This is a genomic window from Pseudomonas sp. GW823-FHT06E10 (assembly GCF_058794995.1).
Genome location: NZ_JBXAHJ010000002.1, coordinates 266400 through 292842, shown reverse-complemented (window position 1 = coordinate 292842; position 26443 = coordinate 266400). Strand labels below are relative to the sequence as shown.

At 61.3% G+C, this 26443-nt stretch carries 24 protein-coding genes; 13 read left to right on the top strand and 11 right to left on the bottom strand.

Annotation, left to right across the window (positions count from 1 at the left end; genetic code table 11):
• Window positions 1-15: 15 nt before the first annotated feature.
• Window positions 16-1209, bottom strand: coding sequence for a 4-hydroxybenzoate 3-monooxygenase (gene pobA, locus AC1Q6Y_RS04405; RefSeq protein WP_349736428.1), 1194 nt, complete (start codon window positions 1207-1209; stop codon window positions 16-18).
• Between the two features lie 181 nt (window positions 1210-1390).
• Between pobA and AC1Q6Y_RS04400 the strand changes: the two genes are divergently transcribed.
• Entirely contained in the window at window positions 1391-2287 is an 897-nt protein-coding gene (locus tag AC1Q6Y_RS04400; protein WP_090457497.1) for a helix-turn-helix domain-containing protein, read from the top strand.
• A gap of 9 nt (window positions 2288-2296) precedes the next feature.
• Here the strand turns inward: AC1Q6Y_RS04400 and AC1Q6Y_RS04395 are convergent, their stop codons facing one another.
• Both AC1Q6Y_RS04395 and AC1Q6Y_RS04390 read right to left on the bottom strand, forming a co-directional pair.
• The gene (locus AC1Q6Y_RS04395; protein ID WP_007978514.1) at window positions 2297-2473 is read right to left on the bottom strand and encodes a hypothetical protein; all 177 of its coding nucleotides are present in this window, start codon (window positions 2471-2473) and stop codon (window positions 2297-2299) included.
• Between the two features lie 202 nt (window positions 2474-2675).
• Window positions 2676-3581 carry a LysR family transcriptional regulator gene (locus AC1Q6Y_RS04390; protein WP_206743389.1) on the bottom strand — a complete coding sequence of 302 codons (906 nt, stop codon included), beginning with the start codon at window positions 3579-3581 and terminating at the stop codon, window positions 2676-2678.
• A 223-nt stretch (window positions 3582-3804) separates the two neighbouring features.
• Here AC1Q6Y_RS04390 and AC1Q6Y_RS04385 point away from each other — a divergent pair, with 223 nt between their 5' ends.
• Together AC1Q6Y_RS04385 and AC1Q6Y_RS04380 are read left to right on the top strand one after the other, a co-directional pair.
• Window positions 3805-4680 (top strand): MBL fold metallo-hydrolase, encoded by an 876-nt coding sequence (locus AC1Q6Y_RS04385; RefSeq protein WP_492587572.1) that lies wholly within the window; start codon window positions 3805-3807, stop codon window positions 4678-4680.
• 128 nt (window positions 4681-4808) lie between these two features.
• A complete protein-coding gene (locus AC1Q6Y_RS04380) occupies window positions 4809-5423 on the top strand; it encodes an NAD(P)-dependent oxidoreductase (protein ID WP_492624082.1) in 615 nt (204 codons plus the stop codon).
• 140 nt (window positions 5424-5563) lie between these two features.
• Here AC1Q6Y_RS04380 and AC1Q6Y_RS04375 read toward each other — a convergent pair whose 3' ends face one another.
• Window positions 5564-6445 carry a LysR substrate-binding domain-containing protein gene (locus AC1Q6Y_RS04375; protein ID WP_150813333.1) on the bottom strand — a complete coding sequence of 294 codons (882 nt, stop codon included), beginning with the start codon at window positions 6443-6445 and terminating at the stop codon, window positions 5564-5566.
• A 159-nt stretch (window positions 6446-6604) separates the two neighbouring features.
• Here AC1Q6Y_RS04375 and AC1Q6Y_RS04370 point away from each other — a divergent pair, with 159 nt between their 5' ends.
• The 6 genes from AC1Q6Y_RS04370 (at window position 6605) to AC1Q6Y_RS04345 (ending at window position 14089) form a co-directional block, all read left to right on the top strand.
• Entirely contained in the window at window positions 6605-8242 is a 1638-nt protein-coding gene (locus tag AC1Q6Y_RS04370) for a 5-guanidino-2-oxopentanoate decarboxylase (protein ID WP_492624081.1), read from the top strand.
• On the top strand, window positions 8239-9687 hold the full coding sequence (locus tag AC1Q6Y_RS04365) for an aldehyde dehydrogenase family protein (RefSeq protein WP_492624080.1): 1449 nt from the start codon (window positions 8239-8241) through the stop codon (window positions 9685-9687). Before AC1Q6Y_RS04370 ends, AC1Q6Y_RS04365 begins: the two co-directional genes overlap by 4 nt.
• Window positions 9688-9991: 304 nt before the next feature.
• Window positions 9992-11095 carry an extracellular solute-binding protein gene (locus AC1Q6Y_RS04360; protein ID WP_057713476.1) on the top strand — a complete coding sequence of 368 codons (1104 nt, stop codon included), beginning with the start codon at window positions 9992-9994 and terminating at the stop codon, window positions 11093-11095.
• Window positions 11096-11261: 166 nt separating this feature from the next.
• On the top strand, window positions 11262-12170 hold the full coding sequence (locus AC1Q6Y_RS04355; RefSeq protein WP_492624079.1) for an ABC transporter permease: 909 nt from the start codon (window positions 11262-11264) through the stop codon (window positions 12168-12170).
• A complete protein-coding gene (locus AC1Q6Y_RS04350) occupies window positions 12167-13015 on the top strand; it encodes an ABC transporter permease (RefSeq protein WP_007978496.1) in 849 nt (282 codons plus the stop codon). The genes AC1Q6Y_RS04355 and AC1Q6Y_RS04350 overlap by 4 nt, the downstream gene beginning before the upstream one ends.
• Before the next feature lie 18 nt (window positions 13016-13033).
• Window positions 13034-14089: an ABC transporter ATP-binding protein gene (locus tag AC1Q6Y_RS04345; RefSeq protein ID WP_057713479.1), complete on the top strand. Its 1056-nt coding sequence runs from the start codon at window positions 13034-13036 to the stop codon at window positions 14087-14089.
• A gap of 129 nt (window positions 14090-14218) precedes the next feature.
• Here the strand turns inward: AC1Q6Y_RS04345 and AC1Q6Y_RS04340 are convergent, their stop codons facing one another.
• Window positions 14219-15148 carry an AraC family transcriptional regulator gene (locus AC1Q6Y_RS04340; protein WP_090457485.1) on the bottom strand — a complete coding sequence of 310 codons (930 nt, stop codon included), beginning with the start codon at window positions 15146-15148 and terminating at the stop codon, window positions 14219-14221.
• A gap of 339 nt (window positions 15149-15487) precedes the next feature.
• On the opposite strand from AC1Q6Y_RS04340, the gene AC1Q6Y_RS04335 reads away from it, so the two are divergent.
• Both AC1Q6Y_RS04335 and AC1Q6Y_RS04330 read left to right on the top strand, forming a co-directional pair.
• On the top strand, window positions 15488-15841 hold the full coding sequence (locus AC1Q6Y_RS04335) for a putative quinol monooxygenase (RefSeq protein ID WP_492624078.1): 354 nt from the start codon (window positions 15488-15490) through the stop codon (window positions 15839-15841).
• A gap of 41 nt (window positions 15842-15882) precedes the next feature.
• Window positions 15883-16113, top strand: coding sequence for a hypothetical protein (locus tag AC1Q6Y_RS04330; RefSeq protein WP_102671191.1), 231 nt, complete (start codon window positions 15883-15885; stop codon window positions 16111-16113).
• Here the strand turns inward: AC1Q6Y_RS04330 and AC1Q6Y_RS04325 are convergent, their stop codons facing one another.
• The 6 genes from AC1Q6Y_RS04325 to AC1Q6Y_RS04300 form a co-directional block, all read right to left on the bottom strand.
• The gene (locus tag AC1Q6Y_RS04325; RefSeq protein ID WP_090457482.1) at window positions 16114-16743 is read right to left on the bottom strand and encodes a flavin reductase family protein; all 630 of its coding nucleotides are present in this window, start codon (window positions 16741-16743) and stop codon (window positions 16114-16116) included. It abuts the gene before it with no gap.
• A 194-nt stretch (window positions 16744-16937) separates the two neighbouring features.
• The gene (locus tag AC1Q6Y_RS04320; protein WP_057713484.1) at window positions 16938-17171 is read right to left on the bottom strand and encodes a hypothetical protein; all 234 of its coding nucleotides are present in this window, start codon (window positions 17169-17171) and stop codon (window positions 16938-16940) included.
• 436 nt (window positions 17172-17607) lie between these two features.
• On the bottom strand, window positions 17608-18927 hold the full coding sequence (locus AC1Q6Y_RS04315) for an MFS transporter (RefSeq protein WP_489846336.1): 1320 nt from the start codon (window positions 18925-18927) through the stop codon (window positions 17608-17610).
• Between the two features lie 298 nt (window positions 18928-19225).
• On the bottom strand, window positions 19226-20560 hold the full coding sequence (locus tag AC1Q6Y_RS04310; RefSeq protein ID WP_057713486.1) for a sigma-54-dependent transcriptional regulator: 1335 nt from the start codon (window positions 20558-20560) through the stop codon (window positions 19226-19228).
• On the bottom strand, window positions 20554-22320 hold the full coding sequence (locus AC1Q6Y_RS04305) for a sensor histidine kinase (protein WP_349735235.1): 1767 nt from the start codon (window positions 22318-22320) through the stop codon (window positions 20554-20556). Before AC1Q6Y_RS04305 ends, AC1Q6Y_RS04310 begins: the two co-directional genes overlap by 7 nt.
• A gap of 228 nt (window positions 22321-22548) precedes the next feature.
• Window positions 22549-24072 carry a fumarate hydratase gene (locus AC1Q6Y_RS04300; RefSeq protein ID WP_057396275.1) on the bottom strand — a complete coding sequence of 508 codons (1524 nt, stop codon included), beginning with the start codon at window positions 24070-24072 and terminating at the stop codon, window positions 22549-22551.
• A gap of 313 nt (window positions 24073-24385) precedes the next feature.
• Here AC1Q6Y_RS04300 and AC1Q6Y_RS04295 point away from each other — a divergent pair, with 313 nt between their 5' ends.
• Together AC1Q6Y_RS04295 and AC1Q6Y_RS04290 are read left to right on the top strand one after the other, a co-directional pair.
• Complete coding sequence (locus AC1Q6Y_RS04295; protein WP_057713488.1) at window positions 24386-25492, top strand: GGDEF domain-containing protein; 1107 nt, start codon at window positions 24386-24388, stop codon at window positions 25490-25492.
• Window positions 25485-26420: an iron-sulfur-binding ferredoxin reductase gene (locus AC1Q6Y_RS04290; RefSeq protein WP_090457474.1), complete on the top strand. Its 936-nt coding sequence runs from the start codon at window positions 25485-25487 to the stop codon at window positions 26418-26420. The genes AC1Q6Y_RS04295 and AC1Q6Y_RS04290 overlap by 8 nt, the downstream gene beginning before the upstream one ends.
• Window positions 26421-26443 lie beyond the last annotated feature (23 nt).

The following is a 26443-nucleotide window of genomic DNA, read 5'->3' as shown; positions in this document are numbered from 1 at the left end:
TAAGTCGATAGGAAGCTATTCGATAGCCTCATAAGGAAGCCCGACGTAGTTTTCTGCAATGGTTTTGCGACCCGCCTGCGAATCGACAAAATAGTCCAGTTCCGACTCGGCAATGCGCTGGCTAAAGGCATCGTGATCATCAAAGCGGTGCAGCATCGAGGTCATCCACCAGGAAAAACGCTCGGCTTTCCACACCCGGCGCAGGCAGATTTCCGAGTATTTCTCCAGCAGATCAAGGCGATCGTCGCGGTAAACCTTGACCAGGATGTTGAACAGCGTGCTGACGTCACTGGCCGCCAGGTTCAGGCCCTTGGCCCCGGTGGGCGGGACAATGTGCGCGGCATCACCGACGAGGAACATCCGCCCGTACTGCATGGGTTCGACGACGAAGCTGCGCAGCGGCGCGATGCTTTTCTCGATGGACGGGCCGGTCACCAGTTTTTGCGCAAGATCGACCGGCAGGCGGTTTTTGAGTTCGTCCCAGAAGCGTTGATCGGACCAATCCTCGACATTTTCCTCTGCGGGCACTTGCAGGTAATAACGGGTGCGCGTCGGCGAGCGCATGCTGCACAGGGCGAAACCGCGCTCATGGCGGGCATAGACCAGCTCATCGTGGACCGGTGGGGTATCGGCCAGAATCCCCAGCCAGCCGAAGGGATAGATCCGTTCGAAGATTTTCAGGCTGTCGGCGGGAATCGATTGCCGCGCCACACCGTGGAAGCCGTCGCAACCGGCGATGTAGTCGCAGTCGAGTCGATATGGCTCGCCGTCCTTCTCAAAAGTGACAAACGCTTCATCGGTTTTCATGCCGTGGGGAACGACGTTGCTGGCCTGGTAAATCGTCTGCGCGCCCACCTCCCGACGAGCGGCCATCAGGTCACGGGTGACCTCGGTCTGGCCGTAGATCATCACCGTCTTGCCGCCGGTCAACGCTTGCAGATCGATGTGTACCTGGCGCCCGTCGAGGGCCAGTTCGAAGCCACCATGGACCAGTCCCTCGGCGTCCATGCGCTGACTCACGCCGGCCTGACGCAACAGCTCTACCATGCCTTGTTCAAGCACGCCGGCGCGGATTCGACCGAGTACGTAATCGGGGGTTTGACGTTCGAGAACGATGTTGTCGATGCCGGCGTTGTGCAGCAATTGGCCGAGCAGCAAGCCTGAGGGGCCAGCACCGATAATGGCAACTTGGGTTTTCAGTGTTTTCATTGTTCTTATGACTCGCAAGCTCCACACGACCTGGGCCGGTGAATGATTTTTATGGATCGAGTGCTTGCATTTTTCCCTTGCGAGTCTGTCAATTGAAGGTGAAAACTGAGCCGATAGCTGTACATTCTGCCAATCGGTGCGATTATCGCCCCAGATCAACCCCGAGGCCTGGATTGAAGTGATGAACAAGCCTGACCTGCCTTCGATTCCGGTGTTCAAGCTCTACGGTGAAAGCCTGGATTGGCCGACCCCGGACTTGCTGCACTGTGAAACCATTTCCAAACGCAGTCGCGAACATCATTGGGAAATCAAACCTCACCGCCACGCTGACTTGTGCCAGTTGCTCTTCGTATTCAAAGGTCAGGCCGAGCTTGAAATCGAAGGCAAGCGAACGCAACTGGTGGAGCCGGCAATTCAGATCCTGCCACCGCTGTCGGTGCACGGCTTTCGTTTTTCCGAGGACGTGGAAGGGTTTGTCGTAACCCTGGCTGCGCCGCTGATCGCCCACCTGCAGATGCAGTTGGGGCAATCGGTCAATGCCCTGGCCCAGTCCGAAAGCTACCCGGCAGGCAAGGACGCCGAGTACCTCAACAGCCTGTTCAGCGCCTTGCAGAACGAATACACCAGCCATCAACCGGCGCGGGAAATGCTCATGCATTCGCTGGTCAGCGTGATCGTGGTGTGGGTCAGCCGCCAGGTGATCCAGCGTCGCACCGCCATGGCGCGACCGCAGAGGGCCCGGGAATACCTCAACGGCTTTATTCAACTGGTGGAAGAGACGTATCGCCAGCACGTCAAGGTCGAGGATCTGGCACACCGGCTGGGGATTTCCGTGTCCCACCTCAACGGCACCTGTCGTGAGCTGGCGGGGCAACCGGCGTTGCAGATCATGCATGAGCGGCAATTGCTGGAGGCCAAGCGTTTGCTGACCTACACCAGCATGACCATTTATGAAATGTCCGACGTGTTGGGGTTTTCCGATCCGACCAACTTCACACGCCTGTTCCGACGTCGAGTGGGGATTTCGCCAAAGGCGTTCCGCGACCGCTTGAAGGCCGATCAGGACAACGAAGCCTGACCCCCTTCGTTACCGGAGGGCGTTGAGGGTGGCGTTGTGAGGAATGCAGCGCTCGAAGTTGCAGCTCGCGGCTTCACGGGGCAGGTTGCGCAGTTGCTCGACGCGCCAGGCCGCAGCGCCATAAAGCCCGAGCGTGACCGCACAGGTGATGAAAATCGCGAGGTATCTTCTTGTTCTGATGTTCATGGCGTTGACCTCTGAACGAATACCTTTCGGTATTACTTTGAGCATAGGTCAGCGCCGGTGAGTTACCAGCAATAGCGCGGTATTCAGAACACTGATCACCCCTGTGGGAGCGAGCTTGCTCGCGATAGCGGTGGATCAGTCGATATCATGGGTGAATGTTCGGCAGCCATCGCGAGCAAGCTCGCTCCCACAGGGCTTCCATTTACAACCCGATGTCCCATTCCGGTTCTTGCGGAAACCTCACCACCAGAAAATCCAGCAAGCTGCGCAACGCCGCCGGCATGTGCTTGCGCGAGGCATACACCGCATACACGTTCATTTGCCGGGGTTCGGCCGTCGGCAGCAGGCGAATCAACTCGCCGCTGTGGATGTGCACGCCGGCCTGGTAGGTGGGCAGCATCGCTACCCCGGCGCCGGCTATCGTTGCGCGCAGCAGTGTGCTGGCCTCGTTGGCGCTGATGTTGCCTTGCACCGGTACTGAAACCTGCTCGCCGTCCTGTTCGAAATGCCACAGGCTTTTGCCGAAGTAGGAGTGGGTCAGGCAATTGTGCAGGCTCAAGTCCTCGACCCGTTGCGGCGCCGGGTGCTCGCGCAAGTAAGCGGGGGACGCGCAGATCACCGAGCGGCAAACCGTCAGGCGGCGGGCGATCAGGTTCGGGTCCAGGTCGTTGCTGGTGCGGATCGCCAGGTCGATGCGCTCATCCACCAGGTTCACGGTGCGGTCGAGCATCTGCATGTCGATGCTGACGCCGGGGTAGCGTCGGACATAGGCGGCCATGGCGTCGGCCAATTGCGCCTGGCCGAAGGAGGTGCTGACGCTGATTCGCAGCAGGCCGCGGGGTGCGTCATCTGGTTCGCTGACGGCGGCTTGCATGTCGGTGGATAAATCGAGCATCTGCCGGCAGCGGGGCAGGATCTCGGTGCCGGCGGCGGTGAGGCTCAACTTGCGTGTGGTGCGATGCATCAGGCGCGCGCCGACCCAGTCTTCCAGCTCCGCCAGATACCGCGACACCACCGGCCGTGACAGCTCCAGATGATCGGCGGCGGCCGACTGGCTGCCGAGGTCGACCACCGTGACGAACACACGCATTGCTTGAAGACGATCCATGATTTGCCCGCTTTCAGAAACAAACTATGTTCAAGCATCGCATTTTTTGTACCGAGTCAGGCAACTAAGCTCTGTTCCTCTGTGTAGGAGCGAGCTTGCTCGCGATGGTCGTTAACGATAACGCGGGATACCGGTTATACGCGGCGCCTTCAAGTCCATCGCGAGCAGGCTCGCTCCTACAAAAGGCATCGCCAAACATGGCATCGGGATCACGGAGCAACAGATGATCGGTTTCACCTCACTTAAGCGAGTCTTGCTGGCCACCACCTTCGGTTTTGCCGCCCACGCCAGCGCCTCGACCCTGACGCTGGATGTCTACAACCCCGGCGAAAAAGCCATCTTCCCGGTGACCTCGGTGCTGGTCAGTGGCGAGAAAGAAGCGATCCTGGTGGATGCGCAATTCGGCAAATCCCAAGCCGAACAGGTAGTGGAAAAAATCCGTGCCAGCGGCAAGCAGTTGACCACCATCTACATCAGTCACGGTGACCCGGACTACTACTTCGGCCTCGATACCCTGACGGCCGCATTCCCCAAGGCCAAGGTCCTCGCCTCGCAGCCGACCGTCGACCACATCAAGCAAACCGTCGAGGGCAAACTGGCATTCTGGGGCCCGAAAATGGGGGCCGACGTGCCTGTAAAAACCATCGTGCCGGACGTGCTCAAGGGTGACAGCCTGATCCTCGAAGGGCAGAAGTTGCAGGTGGTGGGTCTTGAGGGCCCGCAGCCGGATCGCAGCTTTGTGTGGATTCCATCGATCAAGGCCGTGGTTGGTGGTGTCGTGGTGGCGCAAAACATCCACGTCTGGATGGCTGACACGCAAACTCCGCAGTCCCATGCCGATTGGCTGACTACGCTGCATGCCATTGAAACCCTGAAACCGCAGACCGTGGTGCCGGGTCATTACCTTGGCGAGAGCGATCGCTCACTGACGGCCGTGCAGTTCACCGCCGCCTACATCAAGGCCTTCGACGAAGAAACCGCCAAGGCCAAGGATGCTGCCGCGCTGATCGCCTCGATGAAAAAACGCTTCCCGACCCTGGGCGATGAAAGCTCCCTGGAGCTGAGTGCCAAGGTCGCCAAGGGCGAGATGAAGTGGTAACCGGAAGCACATGAAGCTGAAGCAAGTTTTGAGATGAAATTGATTACCTGTGGCGAGGGGGCAAGCCCCCTCGCCACAAAGGTCAGCGCAATTTGATACCGATACTTTCAAGCCAACTGGAGAACGTCATGAGCAAAATCGCAATCATCGGTGCCACCGGTCGTGCCGGTAGCCAAGTGCTGGAAGAAGCCCTGCGGCGCGGCCACAGCGTTACTGCCATTGCCCGCGACACATCGAAAATAGACGTGCGTGAAGGTGTGGTCAGCAAGGAAGTCGATGCCCTTGATGCCGCTGCGTTGCAAGCTGCGATTGCGGGCCATGACGTAGTCATCAGCGCCGCACATTTCGCGACCCTGCCTGCCAGTGCAGTCGTTGGCCCGGTGAAAAAAGCCGGGGTTAAACGTTTGCTGGTAGTGGGCGGGGCGGGTTCGCTGCTATTGCCCGATGGCGCTCGAGTGATCGATAGCGAAGGTTTCCCTGAGGCTTACAAGGCAGAGGCCAGCGCCGGTGCCGAATTCCTCGCAAACTTGCGTGAAGAGCGGGATCTGGACTGGACCTTCCTGTCGCCATCGGCCGAATTTGTCGAGGGCGAGCGCACCGGGAAATTCCGCACCGGCCAGGATGATTTGCTGGTGAGCAGCGAAGGGCGCAGCTGGATCACGTTTGCCGATTATGCGATTGCGATGCTCGACGAAGTGGAAACGCCGAAGCATTCGCGACAGCGGTTTACCGTCGGTTATTGAGTTCACTGACTTTCTGTAGGAGCGAGCTCGCTCGCGATGATCGCCAACGATAACGCTGGGAACCTGATACCCCGCGGCGTTCTCAGGTTCATCGCGAGCAAGCTCGCTCCCACAGGGTGGTGCACCAGGATTTTGCGGTTTTACCGCGATTGCGCCTGCTCCACCAACCACCCCATCAATTCACGCAACTTCGGCGAAGGCCCGGGTTTTTCCGGGAACACCAGGTAATAGGCCAGTCCCGTTGTCACTTTCAAATCGAATGGCATGACCAGCCGCCCGGCGTTCAGGTCATCGCCGATCAGCGACCAGTCGCCAATCGCCACACCCGTTCCCTGGGACGCCATCGACATCGCCAGGTCCAGTGTTTCGAAGTGCTGGCCCTTGCCGACATTGGTCAAATGCACATCCGCGGCTTTCAACCAGGCTTTCCAGTCCCGTTCATCGCGGGTCGGGTGCAGCAGCAGGTGTTGTTGCAGATCGGCCGGAGTCTGCAGGGGCATGGGGCCTTCGAGCATCGGTCTGGAACACACCGGCGTGAGTTGTTCATCGAAGAGTTTTTGCGACATCAATGAATCATCCGGCGGTGCGCCGTACATCACCGCCGCATCGAACTGCTCGCGATGAAAATCCACCCCGTGCTTGACCGTGGTGGTCAGTTCCACCGGCACGTCCGGGCGTTCCCTTTGCCATTGCAACAGACGCGGCAGCAACCAGCGCATCACGCAGGTCGGTGCCTTGAGTTGCAGGGTTTCACGCTTCTCGCCAATCTGTTCAACGGCCTCGTCGATCAGGCCGAAAATCTGCTGGACCCGTGGCAGCCATTCCCGTCCCTCGGCTGTCAGGTCCAGGCCTCGGGCCAGGCGGATGAACAGTTCATAACCCAGATGATCTTCCAGCCCGGCGATCTGCCGACTCACCGCGCCCTGGGTGATGTGCAGCTGTTCGGCGGCCCGGGTGAAATTGCAGCACTGCGCGGTAATCAGAAAAGTGTGCAGCGCCGGCAGGGGAGGCAGTCGTTTCATTGGGATCCAAGGTATGACGTGAGGTCATGGCTAGTATGACTTTTTATCCATTGTTGCGGCTACCTGTCGCCCGTTCCAATGAGGCCATTCCCGGGCCTGCGAATCCATCATAAACACAGCGCACGCCCGGCGTCTCAAACGAACAAAAAGGGCAAAGACATGGCGACGTGCGGCGAAGTATTGGTCAAGTTACTCGAAAACTACGGGGTCGAGCAGGTGTTCGGCATTCCAGGGGTGCATACCGTGGAGCTGTATCGCGGGCTGGCCCGTTCGAGCATCAACCACGTCACGCCGCGCCATGAACAGGGCGCCGGCTTCATGGCCGACGGCTACGCCCGTACCAGCGGCAAACCGGGTGTGTGCTTCATCATCACCGGCCCCGGCATGACCAACATCACCACCGCCATGGGCCAGGCCTACGCCGATTCGATCCCGATGCTGGTGATCTCCAGCGTGCAATCGCGCAGCCAGTTGGGCGGTGGTCGCGGCAAGCTGCACGAACTGCCGAACCAGGGCGCGCTGTGTGCCGGTGTCGCGGCGTTCTCCCACACCCTGATGTCGGCGTCGGAATTGCCGGGTGTGCTGGCTCGCGCCTTTGCACTGTTCCAGGCTGGCCGTCCGCGTCCGGTGCACATTGAAATTCCGCTGGATGTTCTGGTTGAAGAAGCCGACGACTTGCTCGCCAGCCTGCCGGTCAATATCGACCGCGCCGGTGCTTCGCCGAGCGCCGTGTCGCGCATGGCCGAATTGCTGGCCGGCGCCAAGCGTCCGCTGATTCTCGCCGGTGGCGGCGCCATCGACGCGGCCGTCGAGCTGACTGAGCTGGCTGAACTGCTGGACGCGCCGGTCGCCCTGACCATCAATGCCAAGGGCATGCTCGCCTCCGGCCACCCGCTGCTGATCGGCTCGACCCAGAGCCTGGTCGCCACCCGAGCGCTGGTCGCCGAGGCCGACGTGGTACTGGCCATCGGCACTGAACTGGCCGAGACCGACTACGACGTGACCTTCGCCGGTGGCTTCGAAATTCCTGGCAAGTTGCTGCGCATCGATATCGACCCGGACCAGACCGTGCGCAACTACCCGCCGCACGTGGCGCTGGTGGCCGACTCGCGCAACGCCGCCCAGGCGTTGCTCAGTGCCCTGTCGCACAAATCCCTGGCCGAGCGTCGCAACGATTGGGGACAAGTACGTGCCGCCCGTCTGCGTGAAGACCTGGCCGCAACCTGGGACGCACCGACCCTGGCCCAGACCCGCTTCCTCGAAACCGTGCTGCAGGAACTGCCGGACGCGGTGTTCGTCGGCGATTCGACCCAGCCGGTGTACACCGGCAACCTGACGTTCAACCCGGAGCGTCCGCGTCGCTGGTTCAACTCGTCCACCGGTTACGGCACCCTCGGCTACGCCTTGCCGGCGGCGATTGGCGCCTGGCTGGGTGGCCGCATCGAAGGTGGCGCGCGTCCTCCGGTGGTGTGCCTGATCGGCGATGGTGGCCTGCAGTTCACCTTGCCGGAACTGGCCAGTGCCGTTGAAGCGCGCACCCCGGTCATCGTGCTGCTGTGGAATAACCAAGGCTACGAAGAGATCAAGAAATACATGGTCAACCGCGCCATCGAGCCGGTGGGCGTGGATATATACACCCCGGACTTCATCGGTGTGGCCAAGGCATTGGGTTGCGCCGCCGAAGCGGTCAGCAGTGTCGAGCAATTGCGCGGCGCATTGCGGGTGGCTACCGATCGCCAGGGCCCGACCCTGATTGAAATCGATCAGGCCGAATGGATGCAGGCGGTGTCGAAATGAGCTTCCCGACGACTCTGGATGGCCTGTACATCAACGGCCAATGGTCGGCCGGCAACGAACACCTGCGCGTGATCAACCCGGCGACCGAAGCTCTGTTGACCACCGTCAATGGCGGCGACGAGCGCGCGGTTGATCAAGCCGTGAACGCAGCGACCCAGGCGTTCGCCGACTGGTCGAAAACCACGGGCGCCGAACGCGGTGCGATCCTGCGCAAAATCGCCACGGGCGTGCAGGCCAACCGTGAAAAACTGATGCACTTGCAGTCGAGCAACAACGGCAAACCGCAGTTCGAAGCCGCGATCGACGTCGATGACGTGATCGCCACGTTCGAGTATTACGCCGGTCTGGCCGAAGGCCTGGATGCCAAACAAGACAGCGCGGTAGAGCTGCCGACCGACGACTTCAGCGCTCGCCTGCGCCGCGAGCCGTGCGGTGTGGTCGGCCTGATCGTGCCGTGGAATTTTCCGATGGTCACCACCGCGTGGAAACTCGCCCCGGCCCTGGCCGCCGGTTGCTGCGTGGTGCTCAAGCCTTCGGAAGTGACGCCGCTGCCGGAACTGGAACTGGCCGCGATCATCGCTCAAGCCGGTGTGCCGGCGGGTGTCTTTAACCTTGTGTGCGGCACCGGCCTTGCCGTTGGCGCTCCGCTGTCGGCAGACCCGCGCATCGCCAAGGTGTCGTTCACCGGCAGCAATGCCGTTGGCGTGCAGGTCATGCAACGGGCGGCGGAAACCGTCAAAGGCGTGAGCCTGGAGCTGGGCGGCAAATCTTCGCTGTTGGTGCTGGCCGATGCCGATCTCGAACTGGCGGTGGAAGTGGCCTGTGGCGGTGGTTTCTTCAACGCCGGGCAGATGTGCTCTGCCACCAGCCGCGTGCTGGTCGCCGATGAACTGGCCGATGAATTCCTGAGCCGAGTGAAGGCCCGTGCCGAAGCCATTCGCGTGGCCGACCCGTTCGACCCGAACGTGGAAATGGGCGCGCTGGTCAATCAGGCGCAATACCAGCGCGTGCTCGGTCACATCGATCGCGGTTTGAGTGCCGGTGCCAAGCTGGTTTGCGGTGGCAATCGCCCGGCCGACCTGCCGCGCGGATATTTTTTGCAGCCGACGGTGTTCACCGACGTGCCCCTCAACAGTGCGTTGTGGAATGAAGAGATTTTCGGCCCGGTGATCTGCGTGCGCCGTTTCGCCTCCGAGGCCGAAGCGATTGCCCTGGCCAACGACAGCCAGTTTGGCCTGGTCGCCAGTGTGGTGACGCGCAATGCACAGACCGCTGACCGCGTTGCCAATGCTTTGCAGGCGGGGCTTGTGTGGATCAACGCGCCGCAGGTGATCTTCCCGCAGACCGCCTGGGGCGGCTACAAGCAGAGCAGCATCGGCCGCGAATTGGGGCCATGGGGCTTGCAGGCTTTCCAGGAAATCAAACACGTGATCCGGGCCGTCTGACGCCTGGCACTGTGTAGGAGCGAGCTTGCTCGCGATGGACGCATGGACGACACGGGCTGTCTGATGCCCCGCATTATCGTTGACGTCCATCGCGAGCAAGCTCGCTCCCACAAGGAAAAGGAGGCATGCGCTGGCGTCATGGCTTCAATGAGTTTTTATCGATAGTCAGGTGTTTTACGCGACCTCAGGATGAACTTGCCGGCTCAGCCAAGCCCCCGAAAATACGAGGGCTAACGCTGGTCCGGTCGCGCGGATGCAACAGTTTCGACCTGCCTTATACCTACAAAAACAAAGGGAGTCCGTAATGGGCGAGCATGATCTGAACAGACGTCAATTCATCAAGACCGTGGGCGTAGCCTCGGTTGCAGCGGCAGCCATGAGCATGCCGTTCATCAAGGCCAATGCCAGCGACACACGCTTTGCCGGCAAGACCCTTCGTCTGCTGACCTGGTCCGATGACACCGGCCTGGCCGCACTGCGCAACATCGCCGCGACGTTCGAAGACAAGTACGGCTGCAAGGTCATCGCTGACCGCACCGGCAGTACCTCGGAAATGGTCGCCAAACTCAAGGCCGGCGGTGATCGTCCGCAGTACGACATCATCACCCTGGCAGGCGTTGGCGCCGAAGGTCTGGCCGCCGCCAACCTGCTGGAAAAACCCGACCTCAACCGCATTCCCAACCTCGTCGATGTACCGGAGAAATACCGCACCGGCGCCAATGGCCACGGTATCGGTTACCTGCTGTGGTGCAACAGCCTGGTCTACAGCACCCGCACCCAGAAAGAAGCCCCGACCAGCTACGCCTCCCTGTGGGATGCCGACGCGGCGCCGAACATCTTCCTGCCGCCGCCGAACTGGACCGAGGCCATGGACCTGATCATCATCGCCGCCAAACTGGCCGGTGGTGACGAACACAACATCGAGCCTGGCTTCAAGAAGCTCGCCGAGCTGAAGGATCGTGTGGTGACCCTGGGTGAAAACCCTAACCAGATCGCCGAACTGTTCCGCACCGGTTCCCTGGACATGGGCGGCCTGTACGCGCCAGCCTTCTTCCCGAAACAGATCCGCGATCCGAACTACGGCCTGGGCGCCACATTCGGCATGAAGGAAGGTTTCTACACCGACCTGATGCTGTCGGTGATGCCGAAGAACCGTCCGGGCGATACCGACATGGCCTACGCCTTCATCAACCACTCTCTGGACCCGCTGGTGCAGGGCAAGATGGCTGAAGACATCTACAACGGCCCGGTCAACGCCAAGGCGATCATTTCCGCCGAAGCACGCAAGAGCCCGTACATCCTCACGCCGGAGCAGATTGCCGAGAAGGCGATCATGCACGACAACGCCTTCCTGGCCAGCGTGCATGACCAATGGATTCGTCGTTACACGGAAATCTTTTCTTCCTGATCTGTAGGAGCGAGCTTGCTCGCGATGGACGTTAACGATGACGAGGGTTGCCTGAATGAACGTGGCGCCCTCACTTCCTTCGCGAGCGAGCTCGCTCCTACAGGGGATCGGGGTTCACACCCCGAGTCCGTGTGCCATTGATCCTCCATTGACGAGACCCTTTGCTATGGAACACCAACCTCTGACTCATCCGCTGAGTGCCGCCCCCGTGCGCGCCGCTCGGGGTGTTTCGCCGACCGCGCGCGCCTGGCTTTTCCTCACGCCGTCGATGCTGTTTCTCGGCGTTTTGATTGCCGCGAGCCTGCTGGTACTGCGCATGAGCGTGGGCACCAAAGGCGCGGAATGGTCCGGGTTCAGCCTGGCCAGTTACGCCCAGTTGCTGGAACCCTATTACCTCAAGTCGCTGATGCTGACCCTGCGCCTGGCGCTGATCAGCGCGGTGATCGCAGTGATTCTGGCGATCCCGGTGGCCTACACCATGTCGCGCCTGACCTCGCCGTTCGTGCGACGGATCTTCCTGGCGGCGGTGTTGCTGCCATTGCTGGTCAACCTGCTGCTGCAAAGCTACGGCTGGCTGGTGATCCTCGGTCCCGGTGGCATGCTCAACCAGACCCTGATGGGCCTGGGCCTGATCAAGCGCCCGATCATGCTGTTGTACAACCAGAACGGCGTGTTGATGGGCCTGGTGCAAACCGCCTTCCCGCTGGCCGTGTTGCCGATTGCCAGCGCCATGCGCGGTGTCGCCCGCAGCTACGAAGAAGCTGCCGCCACCCTGGGCGCCAGTCGCTTCCAGGTGTTCCGCCAGGTGGTATTGCCGATGAGTCTGCCGGGGATCATTACCGGTGCGACCCTGGTGTTCGCCTACAACGCCAGCAGTTTCGTGGTGCCCTTGCTGCTCGGAGGTCGGCGCGTGCCCATGCTGGCGGTGATGGTGCATGACCAGATCGCCCCGCTGATGAACTGGCCCGCCGCATCCGCTGCCGGCGTGGTGCTGATCGTCACCACCCTCGCGATCATGACCTTGTCCGAATACATCACTGGCCGTCGTCGGCGCATGCTGGAGGCTTCCCAATGAGCACCCTGACCAAAAAGCGTTATGGGCTGTTGCCCGGCGAGACCGGCAAGTTTGCCGGCATCCTTTCCGGTTTCATCCTGCTGCTGGCGGTACTGCCGATCCTGACCATGATCGTCATGTCGTTCAGCGGCGCGTCGAACCTCGACTTCCCGCCGAGCAGCTACAGCCTGCAATGGTACAAGGCCGCCTGGCACACCTTCGTGTCGCCGGATGCCAGTGACGTCCTGAGCCTCGGCCAAGCCATGAGCACCAGCCTGCTGGTGTCGTGCCTGACCATGATTTTCGCCACGATCATCGCGGTGCCGGCGGCCTACGCGCTGACCCGTTGCGAGTTCCGCGGCAAGGCCGTGGCGCTGCAGCTGATGTCGTTGCCGCTGGTGTTTCCGATGGTGGTGTTGGGCCTGGCGTTGCTGCTGGTGTTCGACAGCCTGCCGTTCCACATGACCACCTCGCGCCTGGTGATTGCCCACGTGATCCTCGCGTTGCCATTCGTGGTGAAGAACTGCACGGCGGCGATGCTCTCCATCGGCAGCGAAGTCGAAGAGGCCGCGCAAATGCTCGGTGCTTCACCGCTGCGGGCGATTGTCGATGTGGTGGTGCCGTTGATGAAGTCGGGGATCCTGGCGGGCATGCTGCTGGCGTTCATCGTCTCGTTCAACGAATTCACCGTGACCTATTTCCTCTACACCATCGACGTCATGACCGTGCCGATCTGGATGTACAGCCGCACCGTGTCTTCGCTCGACCCAACCGTATTTTCGTTTGCCGTGCTGATCGTGCTGATCGACTTCGTCCTCATCTGGGCGCTGGAGAAGCTGGTTGGTGAAGGTGGCGTTTCGTTCTGATTTCTTGAGGTGATTCTTATGTCTGGTCTGATTCTGGAAAACGTCGAGAAACATTACGGCTCGGCCTGCGCGGTAAAGGATGTAAACCTGCATTTGCCCGAGGGCAAACTGGTGTGTTTCCTCGGTCCTTCGGGCTGTGGCAAAACCACCTTGCTGCGCATGATTGCCGGGCTGGAAACCCTGAGCGGTGGCGAGATTCGCCTGGACGGTGAGGACATCGGCCACACCCCGGCGCACCTGCGTAATTTCGGCATGGTGTTCCAGTCGCTGGCGCTGTTCCCGCACATGACGGTGGGGGAGAACATCGCCTATCCGCTGAAACTGCGTGGCGTCAGCAAGGCTGACCAGCAGGCGCGGGTGGTGGAATTGCTGGAACTGATCCAGCTGCAAGCGATGATCAATCGTCCGGTGGCCAAGCTGTCCGGCGGCCAACGCCAGCGCGTGGCGATTGCCCGGGCGATTGCCAATCACCCGAAAATCCTCCTGCTCGACGAACCTCTGTCAGCGCTGGATGCCAAGCTGCGTGAGTCGATGCAGGTGGAGATCCGCCAACTGCAACAACGCCTGAACATCACCACCATCATGGTGACCCACGACCAGCGCGAGGCCATGACCATGGCCGATATCGTGGTCGTGTTGGGTGAGCACAAGGTGCAGCAGGTGGGCACGCCGATCGAGATCTATCGTCACCCGGCCAACGAGTTCGTCGCGGACTTCATCGGCTCGGGCAACATCTTCCCGGCCACGGTGCTGGGTAACGGCAAGGTCAGTTTGCCGGGCGGCGATGCGCTGCAAGTACCGATCTGCAGCAGCATCGTGGTCGGTGAAAAGGTGAAGATGCTGATTCGCCCGGAAGACCTGCAACTGTCCGCACCCCAGGCGACCGCGGGCAACCGCTTGCTGGGCAAGGTGACGTTCGTGCGCGATATCGGCGCGACCATCGAGACCACGGTGGAGTGTTCCGGGGTGTCGTTTACCGCGCTGAGCACGCCATGTCAGGGCTTTGGCCTGAGCGTTGGTCATCCGGTGTCGGTGACCTTGCCGGTGGAGGCATGCCGGGTACTGGGCGCCTGATCCGGATTTGATATTGGCCTCGCTGGCCTCATCGCGAGCAAGCTCGCTCCCACACTATCGGTGTACACCGGACCCTGTGGGAGCGAGCTTGCTCGCGATGGGGTCGGCACAACCAACACAAATTCTGGATCAGACTGACAACCGCAATCGCGCCAGATCCCGCAATGGCGGCGCCCCGAACAACCGGCTGTACTCCCGGCTGAACTGCGACGGACTCTCATACCCGACCCGATACCCCGCCGCCGAAGCCTCCAGCCCTTCGGCGAGCATCAGCCGCCGTGCTTCCTGCAGGCGCAACTGCTTCTGATACTGCAACGGACTCATCGCCGTCATCGCCTTGAAGCGGTGATGCAGCGTCGACACGCTCAGGTTCACTTCCTTGGCCAATTCATCAATGCGCAACGGCTGTTCGAAATTGCCGTTGAGCCATTTGATCGCCTGGCTGATGCGATGGCTCTGACTGTTGGCGATGGCGATTTCGTACAGCCGATGCCCCTGTTTACTGCGCAACAGGCGATAGAGGATCTCCCGGCGAATCAGCGGCGCGAGCATGGCGATGTCTTTTGGCGTGTCCAGTAACCGTGCCAGGCGCAGCACGGCGTCGAGCATCGCGGTGTCGAGTTTTTCGACATAGAGCCCGCGCCCGGTCGGCCGGGTGGGCACGCCGAGGGGGCCGGCGTCGGCGATCAGTGCGGTGATTTCCGTCGGGTCGATGTCCAGGCGCAAGGCCAGGATCGGTTCCTCAGGCGAGACATCCACCACTCGTCCACTGAGCGGCATCGAGACCGAGACCACCAGGTAGTTCAGCGGGTCGTAGTTGAAGTATTCGTTGGCCAGCTGAACTTCCTTGCGCCCCTGGGCCATGATGCACAGCGCCGGTTGCGCGAGCACCGGGGCGAACTCGTGGGACTGGCTGTGGCGGGACATGAACAGCGAGCCGATGGCCGTGGCATAACTGCCATCTTCGGCGGTGTTGCGGCGGATGATGGCCGCCAGTTCCGCGCGCTGCTTTTCCATGTCGGTGTCCAGCGGGGCTTGAAAGTGATCGAGCGACGACATGCGAGGCATCCTCGGCAAGGCATGAAGGGAGTGGTGCAGAGCATAAGTTTGTGCAAGCGACAGCGGTAGACACATCCTGCCGGATGCTTGCCTGATTCTGCCTGGGGGCGACCGGCGGTGTAGCCAATAGAGCCTTGTGCCGCAAGAACTTGCTTGAAACTCGTATGGCAGAACCGTGACAGGGTTTTACAGCTTGTTACAGGCTGGCGATGAAGTTTCGCAGGATTGTGCAACGCGCCGGCAGGAATCGACTAACGAGACAGGCGTCGCGGCCCTTAACCTTTGATCCTGTCGCAGCCCGTCCCCCGGCTGCCACGCGACTCCCCGGGAGGGTTGAACATGTCCACGCAGATCCCCGTCAGTCATATGGCCTTCGTTCGAGCGCGCGCCGGGCGCTCGGAGGAACTCGGTGTGCGCCTCAGCGCCCTGATCGAACCGTCCCGCGCAGCGCCAGGCTGCCTGAGCTTTGCCTTGCAGCATTCGCAATGCGATCCGGAGCTGTGGCTGGTGTCCGGTTTCTGGAGCAATCAACAGGCCATGACCGCGTACTTCAGCACGTCGGCGATGGAGATTTTTGCCGAGCTGGTGCAGGAGCTGGTGGTCAACAGTCTGGATTTCCACACCTTCAAGGATGTCTCGGCGGCGCAGGCCCTGGGGCAGTCCGCAGTGGCGGTACACAAACTGGCCGGTTGAGGGTTTAATGACGGCATTCTCAACCAGCCAGGATTCGCGACATGGCACGTAAAGCCTTTGAACACTTCGAAGCTGTTTCCGCTGTAGTACCGGGCGAGGGTGGTTACCACGCCGCTATCGCCGTCAAAGCGCTGGGTGGTTCCGGCGCCCCGCGTTTTCACAAGGTGCTGGAAGGTCAGATCTTCAAGACCGCCCATGACGCCGACCTGGCAGCGGCCAAAGAGCTGACCCACCTCAGGGACGTCAAAGAAGACGCCGACCTGCTCTGGTGATCACTTCACCGCCCCCGGGCGGTACATCTTGAACAACGCCTCAGGCCCCAGCTGGAAGTAATCCGCCGGCCCGCCGCCGCGCAGAATCGGTTCTGCCGCGGCGGTGTCGTATACCCCGTCCTTCAATAGCCATTTGGCGATATGTACGGCGACCACTTCGCCGAGGATCAGCCAGCTCGGCACCACGTTGCCGTCCGCCCGTTGCAACTGAATGATCTGCGTGACCTTGCACTCGAAGGACACCGGGCTCTCTGCCACCCGTGGCACCTGAATGACCTTCGAGGCAGCGGTCGTCAGCCCGGCCAGTTCGAATTCGTTGACCTCAGGCCCGACCATGGCGCAGCTCTGGTTCATCTGCTCGGCCAGCGGCCGCGTGGCCAGGTTCCAGGCGAATTCGCCGGTCTGTTCGATGTTGTTCAGGCTGTCTTTGCGCCCGACGCTGGAAAACCCAATGATCGGCGGAATATAGTTGAAGGCGTTGAAGAAACTGTAGGGCGCCAGGTTCAGGTGGCCCTCGGCATCCTGTGAAGAGATCCAGCCAATGGGGCGCGGGCCGACGATAGCGTTGAACGGATCGTGGGGTAGGCCGTGGCCGTTGGCGGGTTCGTAGAAGTGGATGTCGTCAGGCATTGGAGAGAATTTCCGGAGCGGGCTGGAGGCGCTCATGGTGCAAGCACGCGCCGCAGATTTCCAGCCCGACCTCACCCCCTTTAGGAGCGAGCTTGCTCGCGATGGTCGTTAACGATTACGCGTGTTCCCTGGCTGAACGCGGCGGGCTTGAGTCCATCGCGAGCAAGCTCGCTCCTACAGGTTTTGAAGCCGGATCAGCCGATAGCTTCAGCGCTACCGGTTTTGTCGAAACCGTCGGCAGCAATAGCGTCCGCGGTGCCGGTTTTATCGAAGCCGTCAGAAGCATAGGTGCCCGAGTGGCTGCGTTCGATGGCGGCGCTGGCGCCGGAGCCGTAAGAGGCCGAGCCGGTTTTGTCGTAGCCATCGGCGGCGAACGTGTTGGCGGCCAGTACGGAAAGGGCCAGGGCAAGGATCAGTTTGGTCTTCATGGTAGTGACTCCCGTCTCGTTGGCGTTTAGTGGAAAAAAGCCAAGACGCCAGATATATCGATTAATTTTCGCAATTAAATCCTGCTACTTATCGATTAATTGGATGTTAAGGCCGTCAGGCTTTTTCGCTTTCAAGGACTGAGTGAGCGCATCGCAATGAATCGATCAGGCCGTTAAAGGTTGGGCGGCGAGCATTAACGCGTGATTAATCGGCTCTTTTACCTGGGTGACGGATTTTTCATGAAGCCTGTGGAGAACAGGTTCGGCAAGCGCGAGGGTGCGCAGTTGCCTTGATAGACCGAGTTGCGCCTATCGCGAGCAGGCTCGCTCCCACATTGGACCGCATTCCTCCCGGGGTACGCGGTCAACCTGTGGGAGCGAGCCTGCTCGCGAAGGGGCCTTGGCAGTCACCCTTGCGGTAACTGCCTGACGTCTGTCAGTCAGTGACGATCCGCGAATGCTTGCGGGTGTCTTTCATGGTGATGTACACCAGCAACGACACGGCAATACACGCGGTGACATACCAGTAGTAACCCGTCTCCATGCCAATGCTCTTGAACCACAGCGCGATGTATTCGGCGGTGCCGCCGAAGATCGATACGGTCAGTGCGTACGGCAGGCCCACGCCCAGGGCGCGGATTTCGGTCGGGAACAGTTCGGCTTTCACCACGGCGTTGATCGAGGTGTAGCCGCTGACGATGATCAGCGCCGCCATGATCAGGAAGAACGCGCCCCACCAGGTCGTAATGGTGTGCAGGGTGGTCAGGATCGGTACGGTGAACAGCGTGCCCAGGATGCCGAAGGCAATCAGGATCGGCCGACGACCGATTTTATCCGACAGCCCGCCGATGATCGGTTGCAGGCACATGAACAGGAACAACGTGGCAGCGGAAATGGTGGTGGAGTCGGAAATGCTCATGCCGACGGTATTCACCAGGTATTTCTGCATGTAGGTGGTGTAGGTGTAGAACGCCAGCGTACCGCCCATGGTCAGGCCGACCACGGTCATCAGTTCCTTGGGGTGGCGCATCAAGGTGCGCATCGCGCTTTCCTTGGCTTTTTCTTTCTTGGTGAAAGACTCGGTTTCTTCCATGCCACGACGCAGGTACAGCGCAACCACGGCACACAGCGCGCCGATGGCGAACGGGATGCGCCAGCCCCAGGCGTAGAGCTCCTCGGTGGTCAGGAAGTTCTGCAGGACAATCAGCACCGCCAAAGCGATGAGCTGGCCGGAGATCAGGGTCACGTACTGGAAGCTGGAGTAGAAGCCGCGACGCTCCTTGGTCGCCATCTCGCTGAGGTAAGTGGCGGAGGTGCCGTATTCGCCACCCACCGACAGGCCTTGCAGCAAGCGCGCGAACACCAGCAGGATCGGCGCGCCGATGCCGATGACTTCATAACTCGGGCTCAGGGCGATCAGCAGCGAGCCGAAGCACATCAGGTACACCGAGGCCATCAGGGCCTTTTTGCGCCCGACCTTGTCGGCATACAGACCCATCAGCCAGCCACCGATCGGACGCATCAGGAAGCCCACGGCGAAGATCGCGGCGGTGTTGAGCAGTTGGGCGGTGGTGTCGCCTTTGGGGAAGAAGGTCTTGGCGAAGTACAGGGAGAAGGCGGCGTAGACGTACCAGTCGTACCACTCGACCATATTGCCAACGGAGCCGCTGAAGATCGACTTGATGCGGCTGGAAGTGGTTCTTTCTTTGGCCGGCGCGGCAGCCGACCCAAGCGGCAGGGAGTTGGAGTTATCCATTGAAGGATCCTTCATTTAATTGTTTTTGTGGAGCGCGATGAAACGCAGCCTGCCAGGGCTATAGCAGGAGCTGTGCCAACGGGGAGAGGGCCGGTTTAGAGGGGGTAGAGTGTTTCGGTGAGCGGAAATCCGCTTATTCGTGGCGGGTGATGGGCGGAAAATTGCTTACGGTTCTGTTGGTTGCTTTGCCTGTACAGGTCTCATCGCGAGCAAGCTCGCTCCCACAATGTTTGGCGTACACAGATCCACTGTGGGAGCGAGCTTGCTCGCGATGGGGCCAGGGCAGACACCATAAAAATCAGGCCTCGGGCAAAAACATCTCCCGGCTCAACCCATGCCGCTGCATCTTTTCATTGAAGGTCCGGCGCGGCAGTTGCAGTTCTTCGAGCACCGCTTTCACATCGCCCTTGTGCCGGGTCAATGCCGCACGCAGGCATTGCGCTTCGAACGCCTCCTGCTGAGCCGCCAGTGACTGGCCGGGCTCGATGCCCAAGGGCTCCGGCTCACCGAGCCCCAATACCTGACGCTCGGCGACATTCGCCAATTCGCGCACGTTGCCTGGCCAGTCGTGGCTCAGCAGGTGACTCAACTGGGCGCCGCTCAACGGTGGAAATTTACGTCCCAGGCGTTCGGCGGCGTTTTGGGCAAAGGATTCGAACAGCAGGGGGATGTCTTCACGGCGTTCGCGCAAGGGCGGCAGGCGTAGTTCAGCGACGTTCAAGCGATAGGCCAGGTCTTCGCGAAAACGTCCGGCCCGCGCTTCGTCGAGCAGGTCCGGCTTGGTCGCGGCAATGATGCGCAAATCCACGCGGATGCTCTGGTTCGAGCCCAGCCGTTCAAGTTTTTGCTCCTGCAACACCCGCAGCAGTTTCACTTGCTGGGCCAACGGCATGCTTTCGATTTCATCGAGAAACAGTGTGCCGCCGTCGGCGTACTCGAGCTTGCCGATGCGCTTGCCGGACGCCCCGGTGAACGCGCCGCTCTCGTGGCCGAACAGCTCGGCCTCGAACAATTGCTCGGGGATGGCCGCGCAGTTGAGTGCGACAAAGGGCTTGTCGGCCCGCGGCCCGAAGTCGTGCAGGCAACGCGCGACCAGTTCCTTGCCGCTACCGGTTTCGCCGCGAATCAGCACGTTGACCGGCAGTGCTGCCAGGTCCAAAACTTGCCGACGCAGGGTCTGCAGACCCCGGGACACGCCGAGCAGCGTGGCATCCAGTTTGGCGCGGTTGTCCGCCTGCTCGTGCAGTGCGCGGTTTTCCAGCACCAGCCGGCGTTTGTCGAGGGCGCGGCGCAGGCTGCCGAGCAGGGTTTCCGGGCTGAAGGGTTTTTCGAGGAAATCGTAGGCACCGTCGCGCATGGCTTCGACGGCCATCGGTACATCGCCGTGACCGGTCAGCAGGATCACCGGCAAATCGGCATCCCGGCGCTGCACCTCGGCCAGCAGTTCGAGGCCGGTCATGCCGGGCATGCGCACATCGCTGAGAATCACCCCGGCAAAATGCCTGGGCAATTGCGCCAGGCATTCATCGGCGCGACTGAACAACTGCACCTCGAAACCCGACAGACTCAACCATTGCTCGACGGCACTGCGGATGCTGCTTTCGTCATCGACCACGATCACTGAGTTCAGCATGGTTCATGCACCTCCAGGTCGATGGGCAAGGTCACGGTGAACACGGCACCTTTGTCATGATTGTCGGCACTCAAGCGCCCGCCGGATTCGTGAACGATGGCAAACGATACGGCCAAACCGATCCCCAGGCCATCGCCCACCGGTTTGGTGGTGAAGAACGGATCGAAGACCTTGGACAGGTTCTCTTCGGCGATACCGCCGCCGTTGTCGATCACACTCAGGCGCCATAGTTGTTCGTCGGCTTCGAGGCGGATTTCCAGGCGTTTGCAGGGCTTGTCCTGCATTGCATCGAGGGCATTGCGCAGCAGATTGATCAGCACCTGTTCCAGGCGAATCGCATCGCCACGCACCCAGGCCGGGCGGGTCAGATGCAGCACGGTGCTGACCTGTTCGTCGCGCAGCCGGGTGTCGAGCAGTTGCAGCGACTGATCCACCACCGCCGCCAGGTCCAGGCGTTCGCGCAAACCGCTGGGGCTCTTGCGGGCGAAGGTTTTCAGGTGGCCGGTGAGGGCCGCCATGCGGGTGAGCATTTCATCCACCGGCTTGAGCGCCTTGTAGGCGTCGTCGACGCGGCCGTTGTCGAGCAGCAGGCGCAAGGTCGCCAGCTGCATGCGCTGGGCGGTGAGCGGCTGGTTGATCTCATGGGCCAGGGCGGCGGACATCTGCCCCAGCGCCGCGAGTTTGGCCGACTGCACCAGGCCTTCCTGGGCGGTGCGCAGGTCGCGGGTACGCTCTTCTACAAGCTGTTCGAGTTCTTCGCGACTGCGCTGACGCAGTTTGGCCAAGCGCCAGCGCTGGTTCAGAAACAGCAGCAGGAACACCAGGGTCAGCCATAGCCCGGCCGCGGCGAGGGCAGCATTGCGGCTGTCTTCGAAGGCGACTTGTGGGCGCCGCAGCAGGTGCAGGGTCCAGCCCTCGGTATTCAGCGGCAGGGATTCCCACAGGTAATCCGCCTTGCCGTCGGGGCCGTCGACCCGAGCCAGGTCGCTGTTATCGTCGAAGCGCCGCAACGATTGAAACTCAAGCGGCGTCAGCGGCTGCTTGTCGTACTGGCGGGTGGTCTTGAGTTCGGCATGATCGCTGTCGCTCAGCGGCTTGAGCAGGCGATAGCGCCAGCCCGGCTGGTTGGCGATGAAGATTATTCCACGTGCGTCGCTGACCAGCAGTGTGTCGCTGCCCTGGCGCCACTCGCGTTCCAGTTCGGGGAACTCCAGTTTCACCACCATGGCGCCGAGGAACTGGCCATCGTCATCGCTGACCGCGCTGGAGAGGAAGTAGCCGGGAATTCCGCTGGTCACCCCCACGGCGTAAAAGCGCCCGGTGCCCTGGGTGCGGGTCTGGTTGAAATAGGGACGGAAACCGTAGTTGTGGCCGACATAACTGCTGGGCAAACGCCAGTTGCTCGCCGCCACGGCGAGGCCGGTGTGATCGAGCAGTTCCAGGGTCGATGATTGGGCGGCGCCGTTGATTTTTTCCAGTTTGCGGTTCAATGCGTCCTGCTGTTCGGGGCTCACCGCCCCCTTGAGCGCCGAGCGCAGCTCCGGGTCCAGCGCCAGCACCGCGGGCAGGGCGCGGTAACGTTCGATCAGGGTATGCAGGGACGTGGCATACAGCGCCAGTTGCTGATTGGCGCGAGCCGCGTCTTCGACCATTGACTGGCGCACGGTGTGGCGCATAGCCAGGGTGGCCGCGATGGCAGCACCGGCAATGATCAATACGGTATAGAGCGCCAGGCGCAGGGATCGAGATGACTCAAACATGCAGGGCTTACACAAGGAATACGGAGGGGTCGCACGATAACATGAGCGACTTGGCCCTTGCAGGAGCGAGCCTGCTCGCGATGGAAGTCAACGATAACGCGGGGCACCATTCAGCCCGTGTCGTCCATGCGTCCTTCGCGAGCGGGCTCGCTCCTGCAGGGGTATGGCTTGGCAATAAAAAAGGCGACAGGGATAACCCTGTCGCCTTTTCTGGAGCAGTCCAAGCGCTTACTGCACTTCTACCGCCAGGCTTTCACTGATCTTTTTCTGCCAGATGGCAGGACCGGTGATGTGTACCGACTCACCTTTGCTGTCGACGGCAACAGTCACAGGCATGTCTTTCACGTCGAACTCGTAGATCGCTTCCATGCCCAGTTCGGCGAAAGCCACCACGCGGGACTTCTTGATCGCTTGCGCTACAAGGTAAGCCGCGCCGCCGACTGCCATCAGGTAGACAGCCTTGTGGTCCTTGATCGCGTCGATTGCGGTCGGGCCGCGCTCGGATTTGCCGATCATGCCCAGCAGGCCGGTTTGCTCGAGGATCTGACGGGTGAACTTGTCCATCCGCGTGGCGGTGGTAGGACCGGCCGGGCCAACCACTTCGTCACCGACCGGATCGACCGGGCCGACGTAGTAGATGAAGCGACCCTTGAGGTCCACCGGCAGGGTTTCTCCCTTGTTCAGCATCTCGACCATGCGCTTGTGCGCAGCGTCGCGGCCGGTGAGCATCTTGCCGTTGAGCAGAACGGTTTCGCCCGGCTTCCAGCTCTGCACTTCTTCCGGGGTCAGGGTGTCGAGGTTGACACGACGGGCCGACGGACCTGCTTCCCAGACGATTTCCGGGTAGGCGTCCAGCGGTGGCGCTTCCAGCGAAGCAGGGCCGGAACCGTCGAGCACAAAGTGTGCGTGACGGGTGGCGGCGCAGTTCGGGATCATGCACACCGGCAGCGAAGCGGCGTGAGTCGGGTAGTCCATGATCTTCACGTCGAGCACGGTGGTCAGGCCACCCAGGCCCTGGGCGCCGATGCCCAGTTGGTTGACCTTCTCGAACAGCTCCAGGCGCATTTCTTCAATGCGGTTCTGTGGGCCACGGGCCTTCAGCTCGTGAATGTCGATGGATTCCATCAACACTTCCTTGGCCATGACGGCAGCTTTCTCGGCGGTGCCGCCGATGCCGATGCCGAGCATGCCCGGTGGGCACCAGCCGGCGCCCATTTCCGGAACTGTCTTGAGCACCCAGTCGACGATCGAGTCGGACGGGTTGAGCATGGCCATCTTCGACTTGTTCTCGGAGCCGCCGCCCTTGGCTGCCACGTCCACTTCCACGGTGTTACCCGGAACGATGGAGTAGTGGATGACCGCCGGGGTGTTGTCCTTGGTGTTCTTGCGAGCGCCCGCCGGGTCGGCGAGGATCGAAGCACGCAGGACGTTTTCCGGCAGGTTGTAGGCGCGACGTACGCCTTCGTTGATCATGTCGTCCAGGCCCATGGTGGCGCCATCCCAGCGCACGTCCATGCCGACACGCACGAACACGGTGACGATACCGGTGTCCTGGCAGATCGGGCGGTGGCCGGTGGCGCACATGCGCGAGTTGATCAGGATCTGTGCCATCGAGTCGCGGGCCGCTGGCGATTCTTCGCGCAGGTAGGCCTCGTGCATCGCCTGGATGAAATCCACGGGGTGGTAGTAGGAAATGAACTGCAGGGCGTCGGCAACGCTCTGAATCAGGTCGTCTTGCTTGATCACGGTCATGAGTCGCGCTCCTCTAAAAGACGGGAACATTCAATAAGGTGCTTGCAGCTTGGGTGCATCGGTCGGTTGCAAGCACCTTTCAAGGCACGCCGGGCAAGCTGGCGCGACGCTAAAAAGGCGCGGCAGTATACCGCGCCTCGCGGACAGGCACACGCGCCGGCAGTCAATCGTTGGTCGCATAAGCTCCTGCAACCGGGACGACCTTGCCCATCCCGAAAATTGAATGGTCATTTATCGGCCACGCCACTAAAGTGACATTCGGTCTGTAGAGTAGGACGCTCTGTCAGTCTCCTTTCATTTGGTGAATCAACGATTGACCCAAAACGCCATCCAGCGCCTGTTGCTCAAACGTTTCGCCCTCGCGGCCGGCACCTATGCCCTGGCATTGCTGTTGCTGTGGCTGGCGTTTTTTACCGGTCACTACAACGCGCCGCTTTCCAGTGTCGCCATTGGCAGCGCACTGGTAGTGATCAGTCAGGCCATCCTGTTCGCGGTGTTCTACAGCGGCTGCAACCTGCGTTTCGCCGACCCCAGCCTGACCGAGGCACAAGTGTTGCTGGGGCTGGGTTGGCAAACCTGGCTGATTGCCCATCTGGATGAAGCCCGGGGCGCGTTTCTGGTGTTTTACGTGCTGATCCTGCTGTTCGGCCTTTTCCATCTGTCTCGCCGGTCTTTAGTACGATGCGCGCTGCTGGTGTTTTTGAGTTTCAGTGCGATCACGCTGTGGGAGGGCTACCACTTCCAGCTGCCTGACCCGGCCATGGCGGTGTTGCAGGTCTGTGTGCTGTTCATCGTGCTGGTGTGGCTGGTGCTGTATGCCCGCTATGTCCAGGCCTCGCGACAACGCATGCGCCAGCGGCGTTTTGCCTTGCAGGCGCACCAGGACACGTTGCGCGGGATGATGCGCCAGCTCGAAGACCTGGTGGCCACCGACGAGCTCACGGGCCTGTTCAATCGTCGGCATTTCCTGCGCCTGGCGTCACGCGAGCTGAACGCCATGGACGCCGGTGTCGTGCATGGCCTGGCGCTGATAGACCTCGACCATTTCAAACGCATCAACGACCTGCACGGTCATGCCGCCGGCGATCAGGTGCTGCAAGCCTTTGCCGGCGTTGCCAGCGCGTGCCTGCGTGACGGTGACGTACTGGCTCGCTACGGTGGCGAAGAGTTCGTGGTGCTGCTGCCCGATTGCGATGCCGACAGTCTGACTTCGTGCTGCGAACGGCTGCGCATCGCGTTCACCGATGTCGAGCTGATTGGTCTGAATGTACGCAACCTCAGCCTGTCCGCCGGCATGACCCTGCTGGAATTGGGTGACGACCTCGATGATGCGTTGCAGCAGGCCGATCAGGCGCTCTATCGCGCCAAGCGTGACGGCCGCAACCGATGCGCGGCAGCGTGGGAGAACGTCGATGCCTGAGCTGCGGGTCGGCGAGCGCCATTGGTCGGTGGCGGCGGGCAGCAATCTGCTCGATGCACTGAATCAGAACGGTGTGCCAGTGCCTTACAGTTGCCGCGCCGGCAGTTGTCATGCGTGCCTGGTGCAGTGTGTGCGGGGCCTGCCGAACGACAGCCGCCCCGATGCCTTGAGTGCACAGCAGCGTGAACAAGGCTGGCGGCTTGCGTGCCAGTGCCAGGTGGTCGAGGACTTGCAGGTGCACGCCTTCGACCCGCAAACCGATGGTCATCCGGCCGAAGTCGCGGCGGTCGATTGGCTGACTACCACGGTGCTGCGCTTGCGGGTAATCCCCCAGCGACCGTTGCGTTATAGCGCCGGGCAGCACCTGGTGTTGTGGGCGGGCAGCGTGGCGCGGCCGTATTCCCTCGCCAGCCTGCCGCAGGAAGACCGTTTTCTGGAGTTTCATCTCGATTGCCGCACGCCCGGGGAATTCAGCGATGCCGCCAGGCAAATGCGCATCGGCGATCCGATCCGTCTCGGTGAACTGCGCGGCGGTGCCTTGCATTATGACCCTGACTGGCACGCCCGGCCGTTGTGGTTGATGGCGGCCGGCACCGGATTGGGGCCATTGTTTGGTGTCTTGCGCGAAGCATTGCGCCAGGATCATCAAGGCAGCATCCGCGTCATCCACCTGGCCCATGATGCCGATGAGCACTACCTGGCCAAACCCCTGCAAGCCATGGCAACCAGCCGTCCGAACCTGAGTGTCGAACTGTGGACCCCGGCCGAGTTGCCAGCGGCTTTGGCGCAACTGCGGCTTGTTTCCCGGCAAACCCTGGCCTTACTCTGCGGAGGCCCCGACAGTGTCGACGCCTTTGCCCGGCGCCTGTACCTGGCGGGATTGCCGCGCAATCAACTGCTGGCCGATGTGTTCCTGCCCCGTGGTTGAGCGCTGACTTTTCAGACGCGAGA

Coding starts and splice junctions, on each gene's coding strand:
- AC1Q6Y_RS04315 (WP_489846336.1), bottom strand. CDS start 18,927: ATGGATAACTCCAACTCCCTGCCGCTTGGGTCGGCTGCCGCGCCGGCC.
- AC1Q6Y_RS04335 (WP_492624078.1), top strand. CDS start 15,488: ATGTCCACGCAGATCCCCGTCAGTCATATGGCCTTCGTTCGAGCGCGC.
- AC1Q6Y_RS04345 (WP_057713479.1), top strand. CDS start 13,034: ATGTCTGGTCTGATTCTGGAAAACGTCGAGAAACATTACGGCTCGGCC.
- AC1Q6Y_RS04375 (WP_150813333.1), bottom strand. CDS start 6,445: ATGAAACGACTGCCTCCCCTGCCGGCGCTGCACACTTTTCTGATTACC.
- AC1Q6Y_RS04330 (WP_102671191.1), top strand. CDS start 15,883: ATGGCACGTAAAGCCTTTGAACACTTCGAAGCTGTTTCCGCTGTAGTA.
- AC1Q6Y_RS04355 (WP_492624079.1), top strand. CDS start 11,262: ATGGAACACCAACCTCTGACTCATCCGCTGAGTGCCGCCCCCGTGCGC.
- AC1Q6Y_RS04290 (WP_090457474.1), top strand. CDS start 25,485: ATGCCTGAGCTGCGGGTCGGCGAGCGCCATTGGTCGGTGGCGGCGGGC.
- AC1Q6Y_RS04300 (WP_057396275.1), bottom strand. CDS start 24,072: ATGACCGTGATCAAGCAAGACGACCTGATTCAGAGCGTTGCCGACGCC.
- AC1Q6Y_RS04305 (WP_349735235.1), bottom strand. CDS start 22,320: ATGTTTGAGTCATCTCGATCCCTGCGCCTGGCGCTCTATACCGTATTG.
- pobA (WP_349736428.1), bottom strand. CDS start 1,209: ATGAAAACACTGAAAACCCAAGTTGCCATTATCGGTGCTGGCCCCTCA.
- AC1Q6Y_RS04310 (WP_057713486.1), bottom strand. CDS start 20,560: ATGCTGAACTCAGTGATCGTGGTCGATGACGAAAGCAGCATCCGCAGT.
- AC1Q6Y_RS04320 (WP_057713484.1), bottom strand. CDS start 17,171: ATGAAGACCAAACTGATCCTTGCCCTGGCCCTTTCCGTACTGGCCGCC.
- AC1Q6Y_RS04385 (WP_492587572.1), top strand. CDS start 3,805: ATGATCGGTTTCACCTCACTTAAGCGAGTCTTGCTGGCCACCACCTTC.
- AC1Q6Y_RS04380 (WP_492624082.1), top strand. CDS start 4,809: ATGAGCAAAATCGCAATCATCGGTGCCACCGGTCGTGCCGGTAGCCAA.
- AC1Q6Y_RS04350 (WP_007978496.1), top strand. CDS start 12,167: ATGAGCACCCTGACCAAAAAGCGTTATGGGCTGTTGCCCGGCGAGACC.
- AC1Q6Y_RS04340 (WP_090457485.1), bottom strand. CDS start 15,148: ATGTCGTCGCTCGATCACTTTCAAGCCCCGCTGGACACCGACATGGAA.
- AC1Q6Y_RS04395 (WP_007978514.1), bottom strand. CDS start 2,473: ATGAACATCAGAACAAGAAGATACCTCGCGATTTTCATCACCTGTGCG.
- AC1Q6Y_RS04400 (WP_090457497.1), top strand. CDS start 1,391: ATGAACAAGCCTGACCTGCCTTCGATTCCGGTGTTCAAGCTCTACGGT.
- AC1Q6Y_RS04325 (WP_090457482.1), bottom strand. CDS start 16,743: ATGCCTGACGACATCCACTTCTACGAACCCGCCAACGGCCACGGCCTA.
- AC1Q6Y_RS04365 (WP_492624080.1), top strand. CDS start 8,239: ATGAGCTTCCCGACGACTCTGGATGGCCTGTACATCAACGGCCAATGG.
- AC1Q6Y_RS04370 (WP_492624081.1), top strand. CDS start 6,605: ATGGCGACGTGCGGCGAAGTATTGGTCAAGTTACTCGAAAACTACGGG.
- AC1Q6Y_RS04360 (WP_057713476.1), top strand. CDS start 9,992: ATGGGCGAGCATGATCTGAACAGACGTCAATTCATCAAGACCGTGGGC.
- AC1Q6Y_RS04390 (WP_206743389.1), bottom strand. CDS start 3,581: ATGGATCGTCTTCAAGCAATGCGTGTGTTCGTCACGGTGGTCGACCTC.